10 protein-coding genes are annotated in these 10,223 nt (G+C 68.7%); 3 read left to right on the top strand and 7 right to left on the bottom strand.

Features of this window, described 5'->3' with window-relative positions; all coding sequences use genetic code 11:
- Nucleotides 1-1,308, top strand: a 1,308-nt coding sequence (locus Q4P07_RS07325; RefSeq protein WP_303374251.1) for an SPFH domain-containing protein, incomplete at its 5' end; no start/stop codon positions are given.
- 142 nt (nt 1,309-1,450) lie between these two features.
- On the opposite strand, the gene Q4P07_RS07320 is transcribed toward Q4P07_RS07325, so the two are convergent.
- Entirely contained in the window at nt 1,451-2,638 is a 1,188-nt protein-coding gene (locus tag Q4P07_RS07320; protein WP_303374250.1) for an ABC transporter permease, read from the bottom strand.
- The gene (locus Q4P07_RS07315) at nt 2,635-3,603 is read right to left on the bottom strand and encodes an ABC transporter ATP-binding protein (protein ID WP_303374249.1); all 969 of its coding nucleotides are present in this window, start codon (nt 3,601-3,603) and stop codon (nt 2,635-2,637) included. The genes Q4P07_RS07320 and Q4P07_RS07315 overlap by 4 nt, the downstream gene beginning before the upstream one ends.
- A 158-nt stretch (nt 3,604-3,761) precedes the next feature.
- On the opposite strand from Q4P07_RS07315, the gene Q4P07_RS07310 reads away from it, so the two are divergent.
- Nucleotides 3,762-4,997 carry an amidohydrolase family protein gene (locus Q4P07_RS07310; protein ID WP_303374248.1) on the top strand — a complete coding sequence of 412 codons (1,236 nt, stop codon included), beginning with the start codon at nt 3,762-3,764 and terminating at the stop codon, nt 4,995-4,997.
- A gap of 26 nt (nt 4,998-5,023) precedes the next feature.
- Here the strand turns inward: Q4P07_RS07310 and Q4P07_RS07305 are convergent, their stop codons facing one another.
- The 5 genes from Q4P07_RS07305 to Q4P07_RS07285 are packed head-to-tail and all read right to left on the bottom strand — an operon-like array spanning nt 5,024 to nt 9,774.
- Nucleotides 5,024-5,551, bottom strand: coding sequence for a gluconokinase (locus tag Q4P07_RS07305; protein ID WP_303374247.1), 528 nt, complete (start codon nt 5,549-5,551; stop codon nt 5,024-5,026).
- Nucleotides 5,548-6,993, bottom strand: coding sequence for a GntP family permease (locus Q4P07_RS07300; RefSeq protein WP_303374246.1), 1,446 nt, complete (start codon nt 6,991-6,993; stop codon nt 5,548-5,550). The genes Q4P07_RS07305 and Q4P07_RS07300 overlap by 4 nt, the downstream gene beginning before the upstream one ends.
- A gap of 57 nt (nt 6,994-7,050) precedes the next feature.
- Nucleotides 7,051-7,815 carry an aspartate/glutamate racemase family protein gene (locus Q4P07_RS07295; RefSeq protein WP_303374245.1) on the bottom strand — a complete coding sequence of 255 codons (765 nt, stop codon included), beginning with the start codon at nt 7,813-7,815 and terminating at the stop codon, nt 7,051-7,053.
- Complete coding sequence (locus tag Q4P07_RS07290; protein WP_303374244.1) at nt 7,812-9,086, bottom strand: hypothetical protein; 1,275 nt, start codon at nt 9,084-9,086, stop codon at nt 7,812-7,814. Before Q4P07_RS07290 ends, Q4P07_RS07295 begins: the two co-directional genes overlap by 4 nt.
- Before the next feature lie 31 nt (nt 9,087-9,117).
- Entirely contained in the window at nt 9,118-9,774 is a 657-nt protein-coding gene (locus Q4P07_RS07285; protein WP_303374243.1) for a YigZ family protein, read from the bottom strand.
- Nucleotides 9,775-9,867: 93 nt separating this feature from the next.
- On the opposite strand from Q4P07_RS07285, the gene Q4P07_RS07280 reads away from it, so the two are divergent.
- On the top strand, nt 9,868-10,223 hold a 356-nt coding region (locus tag Q4P07_RS07280; RefSeq protein WP_303374242.1), incomplete at its 3' end, for a copper resistance CopC family protein.

The following is a 10,223-nucleotide window of genomic DNA, read 5'->3' as shown; positions in this document are numbered from 1 at the left end:
CGGGCCATCCGGATCGTCCCGCAGGCCACGGCCGTGATCGTGGAGCGGCTCGGCAAGTTCGACCGCACCCTGGACGCCGGGCTGCACTTCCTGATTCCTTTCGTGGACCGCCCCCGTTCGGTGGTGGACCTTCGCGAGCAGGTCGTCAGCTTCCCGCCGCAGCCCGTGATCACCAGTGACAACCTGGTGGTCTCGATCGACACTGTCATCTACTTCCAGCCGACCGACCCCAGGGCCGCGACCTACGAGATCGCCAACTACATCCAGGGCATCGAGCAACTGACGGTCACCACGCTGCGCAACGTCATCGGCTCGCTGGACCTGGAGGAGACGCTGACCAGCCGCGACATGATCAACGGCCAGCTGCGAGGGGTCCTCGACGAGGCGACCGGCCGCTGGGGCATCCGCGTCAACCGCGTCGAGCTCAAGGCAATCGACCCGCCCGCCAGCGTGCAGGACTCGATGGAGAAGCAGATGCGCGCCGAGCGTGACCGCCGCGCGACCATCCTGACGGCCGAGGGCGTCAAGCAGAGCCAGATCCTGACTGCCGAGGGTGAGAAGCAGGCCCAGATCCTGCGCGCCGAGGGCACCGCCCAGTCCGCGATCCTGGAGTCCCAAGGTGAGGCTCGAGCGATCCTTCAGGTCTTCGACGCGATCCACAAGGGCAACCCGGACAGCAAGTTGCTGGCCTACCAGTACCTCCAGATGCTCCCGAAGATCGCCCAGGGCGACGCCAACACGATGTGGGTCGTCCCGACCGAGCTGACTGCGGCCCTCGGCGGCATCGGCAAGGCATTGGGTGGGCAGATCGGTGGTGCGGGCAATAACTACGCCGAGCTCGACGGCCCCTCCGGCAGCCTGCTCCCGGAGGCTGGCCACGTCGACTACGAGATCGATGCCCCGACACTGGAGGATCCTCGCGAGGCTTTGCGTCGCGCCAGGGCCGACGTCGATGAGGCGACCCGCGATGCGGAAGGCAACAACCGCACCCGCTCCGAGGACGCCACGGCCCGAGCCCTTCAGGCAGCGGCCGACAAGGTCAAGGCGGCCAACCAGGAGGCCCAGGGTCGCAAGACCAATGCCGGATCGTCCGGTGACGCGGCTGGCACCAGCCAGACGCCGGGGCTCGATCCCCTGCAGCAGCCCGAGCAGGTCGTCCCCGACGCCCCGCAGTCGGACGGCGAAGAGGCACCTGAGGCCGAGGCTGAGCCCAAGGCACGCACCTCCACCGACCGGTGGAGCGGTGCCCGCGCGCGCGACTGGTCGCACAACGAGCCGCACGACTGGCAGACTCCTCGCGAGCCCTGACCTCTGGGTCTGGGTCATTGCGCCCGCCGCACGCTGAGTCAGACGCCCCCTGCCCGGTCCTCCGGGTGGGGGGCGTCTTGCGTGCAACGTCCGTCAGGGCGTAAAGGCAGACTCCCGGGCCCGTTCGCACGGCGGGTGGAGATCAACTGCGGCCGACTGCGTCCTTGATCCGCACCCGAGCGCCGGTGCGCATCACGGCATTGGAGTAGATACGTGCCGCGAGCCACACGAGACCAGGGATCAGCGCCACGGAGAGAGCAAGCGACACGAGCACCTGCCAGGTCTCCACAACCCCCAGCGCGATCCGCATCGGCATCACCAGCGGAGCCGCGAACGGGGTATAGCTGAGCACCGCGACCAGGCTATTGTTGGGGTCCCAGGGGGCGATGCTGATCGCAATGACATAGGGGATGATCATCGCCATCATGACCGGGGCCGTCACCGAGGCGACGTCTTCCTGGCGCGACACCAGCGAGGCCAGGGCGGCGAAAGCCAGCGAGTACATCAGAAACCCGACGACGAAGAAGACCAGCGCCCACAGCATCGTCGCACCGAGGTCGATGCTGCTGGTCTCCACGAGCCCGAGCGACAGGGCAGTGCCGGCCGCTCCGGCCACTACCGTCGCGACCTGGAGCAGACCAACCACGCCGATGCCCATCACCTTGCCGGCCATGAGCTGCCAGGGCCGGATCGTGCTGAGCAACAGCTCGACGACGCGGCTGGACTTCTCCTCCACCACCCCCTGCGCTACCTGTTGCGCGGAGATCTGGAGGGCGATGAACAGCAGGATGCCAGCGATATAACCGGCGACGATCTGGGCGCCGTCGCGTTCAGGCGACGGGTCGAGTGCGCGGACTTGCAGCGTCTGCGACGCGAGTTGCTGCGAGACCACCTGAGGGTCCCCGCCAAGATCGGTGACTGCACCGGCGAGCGCCACCTGCTGCTGGAGGAAGGACAGGGCTGAGCCCAGCGCAGGATCCAGCTCAGTCCGGACGACCACGGTGAACTCGCTCTCGGTGCCGGTGAGGGCTGCGTCGACCTTCTCGTCGCGCACCGCTGCCTCGCCGGCCGCATCGTCAGCCACCGGCATCGTCACGGTGTCGACCTTCGAGGCGTTGGCGATAGCCGTGAGCGGCGCGGACAGTGCCGCTGTCTGCGGCGTCACCGCAACCCGCGTCGCCGAGGAGGAGCCGAGGGCAAAGTTCAGCACGACTCCACCGGCGATGACGGCCAAGAGCAACAGGCCGGTAGTGAGGAGCCAGCCTCGCGACCGCAAGCGCGAGGAGATCTCGCGCCCTGCGACGAGCCGGATCACCGTTGAGGCGTTCACGCGATCTCCTTGATGGTCTCCACGAGCCCGGGCGGCTGCGTCGCATCGGGGGCGTGGTCTCGTTCGGGCTCGCTCACGGCATGGCGGTAGAGGTCGACCAGGTGCGGGTGCACCTCGCCGAAGTAGCGCACCGGGCCGGCCGTCAATGCTGCTCTCAGGATTGCCTGCTCCATGCCGTCGGCGGCGTCATGCACCTCCACCACGGTGGTTTCCCCGACAGCGCTCACCACGTCCACCCGATCCAGCCGCTCCGCCCAGCCCAGCAGCGCGGGTGGGCCCTCGATCCGCCAACGGGGCTTCTCGAGGGTTCGCAGCGCGGCGATCGACCCCACGGCGACCATGCTGCCTTCCTTGATGATGCCCACGTTGTCGCAGAGGCGCTCGACGAGGTCGAGCTGGTGGGAAGAGAAGACGACCGGCACCCCCGCCGCGGCGCGCTCGCGCAGCACCGCACTCATCACGTCGACGGCGACCGGGTCCAGGCCGGAGAACGGCTCGTCGAGGATCAGGATGTCGGGGTCGTAGACGAGGGCGGCGGCGAGCTGCACCCGCTGCTGGTTGCCGAGAGAGAGTTTCTGCACCTCGTCGTCGCGGCGTTCCGCGACGCCGAGCACCTCGGTCCAGCGATCAGCCGAGCGCTGCGCATCCGCGGGGTCCATGCCGTGCAGCCGGGCCAGATAGGCGAGTTGTCTGGCGACCTTCATCCGGGGGTAGAGGCCGCGTTCCTCGGGCATATAGCCGATGCGGCGCCGCACGGCCAGGTCCAGTGGCCGACCGTCCCACCGCACTTCACCTCGGTCGGCGGCCAGGACCCCGAGGGCTATCCGCATCGTCGTGGTCTTGCCGGCGCCATTCGAACCGACGAAACCGAAGATCTCTCCGGAGCGCACCGAAAACGTCGTGTTGCGCAAGGCGCGCACGGTGCCGTAGGCCTTTTCCAGGTGCAAGAATTCAAGTGCTGGCATCGCGGCTTCCCAGGTCTGGAGGGTTGCCCGTCCTCGACCTCGGGCGGATCCCAAGCCACTCCATCACACCCAGGTGCGCCGTGTCAGCATTCAAGGTCAGGCAGTAGCGAGCGGAAGGGTCGGAGCCCGTAACAGGGCCGGCGCCTAGAGTGGAACCCATGTGGATCCGCCAGTGCCGCCCTTGGGGCGAGGAGTTGTCCGACGTCCGGATCGAAGGCGAGAGCATCGCCGAGATCCGCTCTGCCGAGCGTGCCGGACCCGAGGGCGAGGAGTCTGCCAACGACCCGGTGTCCGAGCAGGGCGACGTGGAGGGGCGCGGCCGCCTCCTGCTCCCAGCCTTCGCTGATGTCCATGTCCACCTGGACTCGACCCGGCTCGGCCTGCCCTTCCGGCCGCACACCGGCGCGCCGGGAGTGTGGGCGATGATGCTCAACGATCGTGCGCACTGGCGCGAGGCCGAGATCGGGCTCGTCGAGCGGGTCGCGCACACCCTGGAGCTGGAGATCGCGCGCGGCACGACCCGAGTGCGGTCCTTCGCGCAGGTCGACACGGACGCAGGGCTGGAGCGGCTCGAAGCGGTGCTCGCCGCGCGAGAGAGCCACCGGGCGCGCTGTGAGGTGCAGGTCATCGCCTTCCCCCAGGCTGGCCTGCTGCGTGAGGACGGCTCTGCCAGGGTGCTCGAGGACGCGCTGCGGGCGGGGGCGGACGTCGTCGGGGGCATCGACCCGTGCACGCTGGACCGCGACCCGGTCGCGCACCTGGACATCGTCTTCGGGCTCGCCGAGCAGTATGGCGTGCCCGTCGACATCCACCTGCATGAGCCGGGCGACCTGGGCCGGTTCTCGGCAGACCTCATCCTGGAGCGGACCGTCGCCCTCGGCATGCAGGGCCAGGTGCTGATCTCGCACGGCTACGGCTTGTGGGACGGCACGGAGGGCCAGACGCGCGCGCTGGTGGAGCGGATGGCTGACGCCGACGTGGCGACCGCGACAATCGCGCCGGGAGGTCAGCAGCGGCTCCCGCTGGAGCTGATGGCCGAGCACGGCGTGCGCGTGGGGCTAGGCCAGGACGGGCAGCGGGACTATTGGTCGCCCTACGGCAACGCTGACATGCTCGATCGGACCTGGCAGCTGGCCTTCACGCACGGATTCCGGCGCGATGACCTGGTGGAGCACGCGCTGTCCGTGGCGACCTCCGGCGGCGCCAGCATCATGGACCGGACGCTGCCCCGGGTGAGCAGCGTGGGCGATCGGCTTGGGCTGGCAGTGGGCGACCGGGCCGACCTGCTCCTCCTCGCCGGCGAGACCCCGACCGCGGCGGTCATGGACCGGCTGCCCGACCGCACCGTCCTACACCGAGGGCGAGTGGTCGCTGACCAGCTCGAGGTCGTCTAGGTCGAGGCGGCCCTTGCGCCCGCGGGCTAGAGGTCGAGCTGGGCCATCACCATTCGGGCGATCCGGGCCGGCGGGTTAGCGATGTCGACCCGCATGCCCCGCTCGTCCGCTCGCAGCGGCTCGAGGGTGTCCAGCTGGGACTCCAGCAACTCCGGCGGCATGAAGTGCTCACGGCTTCCCATCCGCTCCAGCAGCAACCCCTTGTCACCCTCGAGGTGAACGAAGTAGGTCCCCGGTCCCCCGCCCCGGAGCACCTCGCGGTAGGAGAACTTCAGCGCCGAGCAGGTCAGGATGGTGTCCTGCCCCAGCTCCTCCTGCGTTAAAGTCCACCCGCTCAGGCTCTGCAGCCAGGGCCACCGGTCCTCATCCACCAGCGGGTGCCCGCTGGACATCTTGGCGATGTTGGCCGGCGGGTGAAAGCTGTCTCCCTCCGCGAATGGCCAGCCCAGCACGGACACCAGCGCGTCGGCGATCGTGGTCTTCCCGGTCCCCGAGACGCCCATCAGGACCAGGTGGAGCGGGTGGTCCCCGAGCCGCTCGGACAGCGGGCTCACGGCACCACGGTCCACAGCAGGAGCGCGATGAGGAAGACGGTCAGGCCCAGGGTCGTCTCCATCACGGTCCAGGTCCGCAGCGTTGTCTTGACATCCATCCCGAAGAACTTGCTGACCAGCCAGAAGCCGGAGTCGTTGACGTGGGACAGCACCGTCGCGCCGGCCGCGATGGCCAGGACGAGGCAGGCGATCTTCAGGTCAGACAGGTCCTGCGCAGCCACCCCCGCCGACAGCAGGCCGGCGGTGGTGACCAGCGACACCGTCGCTGACCCCTGCGCCACCCGCAGCGCGGCGGCGATGACGAACGCGGCGACGATCAACGGCATACCCATCGAGTCCAGGGACTCCGAGAGGGCCGTGCCGATGCCGGAGTAACGCAGGACCCCACCAAACATCCCACCGGCGCCGGTGATGAGGATGATCGCGCAGATCGGGGCGAGGGCGTCGTTGAGGATCGTCTCCAGCGTGGCCAGCGAGTTGCCCTTGCGGCCCAGGGTGTAGGTGGCGACCAGCAGGGTGATCAGCAGCGCCACCGGGGTCTGCCCGATGAAGACCAAGAAGTCGAGGACGCCGTTGTCCTCGGGGGCCACCTTGGCCTTGCGCAGGGTGTCGATCACGGTGTTGAAGGCGATGAGCACCACGGGCATCAGGAGGATACCGAGCACGGAGCCGAAGCGCGGCGCGGTCGTGGTGCGCTCCTTGAGGAGCACCTGGGCCTTGGTGTCCTCGACGCCGTCGTCCAGGTCGCTGGGCTCGCCAGAGAGCTGGCCACTGAGGATCGAGTCGTTGATCGGCACGAAGACTTTGCCTGCGTAGAACTTGGTGAACAGGTAGACCCCGATGTACCACGAGACGAAGGCGACCGGGATCCCGATCAGGGTGGCCAGGCCGATCGAGCCACCCAGCTCCGTGGCTGCGGTGACCGGGCCAGGGTGCGGGGGCACGATCGCGTGCATCGCCGCGAACGCTCCCGCGGCCGGGAGGGCATAGAGCAGGATCGAGCCGCCGAAGCGCCGGGCCACCGAGAAGATGATCGGCAGGAAGACGATCAAGCCGGCGTCGAAGAAGATCGGCAGACCAAACAGGAGCGCGGCGACACCAAGGGCCAGGCTCGCCCGTTGCTCACCAAAGCGGTTGATCAGGGTGTCGGCAAGGACCTGCGCCCCACCGGTGACCTCCAGCAGCCGGCCGATCATGGCGCCGAGACCGACCAGCAGCGCGACCGATCCTAGGGTGCTGCTGAAGAAGCTGATAGCCACTTTGGCGACGTCGATCATCGGGATGCCGGCGGCGATCGCGGTCAGCAGGCTGATCAGGACGAGCGCGATGAAGGCGTGCATCCGTAGCTTGATGATCAGAAACAGCAAGACCGCAACGGCGACCGCCGCGATGGTGAGCAGGGTCCCGGCTGAGTGAACCGGTGTCATTGGATCCATCGTCATCTCCCGTGTCGGCGGTCGTGTGGGACCACCGTAACCGTAATGACTCTCGCCGGAGGGCTAGCCGATGGAGAAGTCCTGCACGACCCGCTCGACGAGCGCAGCCTGCGCATCCAGGACGTGCGGGGGCAGGGATCGGTGCTCGAGCAGTGCCTGCTCAGACAGCACCGAAAGCTCGGTGCAGCCCAGCAGCACGGCGTCGTCGCCGCGGCGGAGCTCTTGAACGTGCGCGAAGAAGTCGTCGGTGGGCACGTCCACCCCAGCCTTGACCCCGTCGTAGATCAGGCTCATGACGCGCCGCTGGCCAGCCTCGTCGGGGAGCCGGACCTCGACGCCCCGCCGGGTGATCGCATCCTGGTAGACGCTGCTCAGCAAAGTGCCGTCGGTCGCCAGCACGGTCACGACGGGATGGCTGGGGTCAGCGGCACGAGCGGCGGCCACCGCAGCCTGCGCACCGACCTCGATGATGCTCAGGAGCGGAAGCGGCAGCTCGAGACCGGCCAGGAAGGCATGGGAGGTGTTGCAGGCGATCACGGCACCGTCGACGCCCAGACGGGCCAGCAGCTCCAGGTCACGCAGGAGGTAGTCGGTGGGGTCGGCCAGGGTGGGGTCCAGCAGTCGCGCGGTGCGATCCGGCACGCTCGCGTGACTGAGGACCACCACGTCGATGTGCTCCTGATCGACGGCGGCCGGGGTCGCGCGCACGAGCGCGTCGAGGAAGGACACGGTGGCCGCCGGCCCCATGCCGCCGAGCACCCCAAGGACGGGTCGCCGCCAGGTGTCGGGCAGGAGGCGCTCGGGCTGCTGCTCCGGCGGCGCACTCACGTCGTCACCGGTTTGCGGTAGTTGCGCGCGAAGTTGCGAGTGAACAGCGCATCACTCTTGATCTGTGCCAAGGAGCGCTCCCACCCGCGGTCGGCGGCATACACGAAGGGGCGCATCACCCGGCCTCGCCGCCTGATGGCGGCCAGGCGCCCGCGGGTGTCCGGGTCGGTGACATAGCGCGTCAGGAGCGGGACCGGCGCGACGGCATAGAGCCAGTCGTCACTCTCGGCACCCATGTCCACCGCATCGAAGGGATCGCGACCCTCGACATACTCCCTGACATAGGGGGTGAGGAAGGGATGCCCGGCCACCTGGAGATAGCCGTGCGAGCGCCCGAGCCGGGGATTGAGCTCGAAGAAGTACTCCCGCCCATCGCGCGGATCAACCTTGAGGTCGAAGTTGGCATAGCCCGTCCAGCCGACGTGCTCAAGCAGACGGCCGGCCTCACCCAGCGCCGTCTGGCTGACCCCGTGGATGATCGCCAGCGGGTTGCCGATCCACGCCGGGTCGTGGTCCTCCAGGAGGACGTGGCCGGTCCTGCCCCACCGCAGCGCACCCTCTCGATCGCTGTAGGTCGTCAGCACCCGCATCTGCTCGTCGCCGCCGGGGATCCGCTCCTGCACGACCAGCGCCCCCGAATAGCCCGCCTCGATCATCACCCGGCGCAGCCCGAGGAGCTCAGTCAGGTCATCGGCAAAGCCAACCTTCTGCTTGCCTGGATAGATGAGGGCGTGGAAGGCCGGGGGGTCGGCCGGCTTGATGACCAGCGGCCAGGTGAGCCCGTCGAGCAGCTCGGCGACGCTCTTGCTCGAGACGTCCGCCTCGACGATCCGCGTGCGCGGGTGCGCCACGTCCAGCTCCTCGCAGAGCTCGGCGAAGTGCTGCTTGTCGTTCATCGCCTCGATGAGCGGCGCGTCCGGGTAGGGCACCACGATCCGCTCGTCCAGGCGCGCCTTCATGACCGTTAGCCGCTCGATCCACAGGTCCATGGTCCCCAGCAGCAGCAGTATGTGGCCGGGGTGCTGGTCAGCGAGGTCGTGCAGGAAGTCGACGAGCACGTCCTCGTCATCCATCTGCGCGCAGGTGCGGTTGTCGATGATCGCCGAGCCGCGCACCGCCGACGGGATGGCGCGGGTGATGACCGTGGTCCGGACCCCGAGCTCGGCGTGGAAGGCGCGGGCCAGAGTGTAGGTAGGCAGGTCACCGCCCACGACCACCGGCACGAAGGGGACCGTGGAGGCAGACGGGACCGCGGACGGACTCAGGGGCATAGCGTCGAAATTATCAGTCTGGGCTGGTGAATCACTGTGGCAGATCCAGCCAGTCTTCAGATTCGGTGCCTGGTATGACGTGCGCCTGCCCCGAGGTGAGCTCGGCCAGGAGGTCCTCCAGCGCGCCGGCGCGAGAGAGCGGCCACTGGATGCGCAGGGTGACCTGCTCGGCATACCGCACCCCGTCTATCCCCACGCCGCGCGCGCGGAGATCGTGCTCGAGCCGACCCGCCAGGTCGTGACCGACACGCACGTCGACCGCACGCACCCGCTCACGGGTCAGGACCAGGCCTGTGACCAGCGCTTCGTCGAGGGCTGCTCGGACGGCGTCGGCATAGGCCCTGGCCAGGCCACCGGTGCCCAGGAGCGTGCCGCCGAACCATCGCGTGACGACCGCGACCACCTCGGTCAGGCCGCTCCGGGTCAGCGCCTCGAGCATCGGCGCACCGGCCGTGCCGGCGGGCTCGCCGTCGTCGTTGCTGCGCACCGTGGCGCCGTCGGCACCGAGCACGAACGCCGAGCAATGATGGCGCGCGTCCCAGTGAGTCTCGCGCGCCTCTTCCACGATCGCGCGTGCGGTGGGCTCGTCCTCGGCACGGCGCAGCCAGCACAGAAAGATCGACCGTCTCTCCTCGATCGAAGCGACCACCGGGCCAGCCAGGGTGCGATAGGTGAGCGGGTCGGCCATCTGCCGAGTATGGCTTGACAGTGATCAGGTGGGAGGTGGAGGCCGCTCAGACTTCCCGAAAAGCTGCCCGAGCACGTGCCTAGACTCGGGGGCATGGTCAGCCTGCTGTCTCGGATCGTTGCCCCCCTCCTCGTCCTGCTCTTCCTGACGGCCGGTCCGGCCCAGGCCCACGACCAACTGATCGGCACGCAACCCACCGACGGCGCCTCGCTGAAGGAAGCGCCGCAGGACCTGACCCTCACCTTCTCCGGGGCGCTCTCTGACATCGGGGCGCAGGTGACGGTCACCAACGGCGGTGGGGACAGCTTCACCGACGGGGATCCTCGCGTGCAGGGCGTCGACCTCATCCAGGACCTGGCTGAGCTGCCGAAGGGCGACTACGAGGTGCTGTGGCGGGTCACCAGCGAGGACGGCCACCCGATCTCGGGCTCTTTCGTCTTCGCCGTCAC

Origin of the sequence: Ornithinimicrobium sp., from assembly GCF_030537745.1 — a bacterium.
Taxonomy (GTDB): Bacteria; Actinomycetota; Actinomycetes; order Actinomycetales; family Dermatophilaceae; genus Ornithinicoccus.
This window is presented reverse-complemented; position numbering and strand designations above follow the sequence as displayed.

What these genes read in the sequence shown, in the direction of transcription:
- Q4P07_RS07315 (WP_303374249.1), bottom strand. Translation starts at nt 3,603, where the DNA reads ATGCCAGCACTTGAATTCTTGCACCTGGAAAAGGCCTACGGCACCGTG.
- Q4P07_RS07310 (WP_303374248.1), top strand. Translation starts at nt 3,762, where the DNA reads ATGTGGATCCGCCAGTGCCGCCCTTGGGGCGAGGAGTTGTCCGACGTC.
- Q4P07_RS07300 (WP_303374246.1), bottom strand. Translation starts at nt 6,993, where the DNA reads ATGACGATGGATCCAATGACACCGGTTCACTCAGCCGGGACCCTGCTC.
- Q4P07_RS07290 (WP_303374244.1), bottom strand. Translation starts at nt 9,086, where the DNA reads ATGCCCCTGAGTCCGTCCGCGGTCCCGTCTGCCTCCACGGTCCCCTTC.
- Q4P07_RS07285 (WP_303374243.1), bottom strand. Translation starts at nt 9,774, where the DNA reads ATGGCCGACCCGCTCACCTATCGCACCCTGGCTGGCCCGGTGGTCGCT.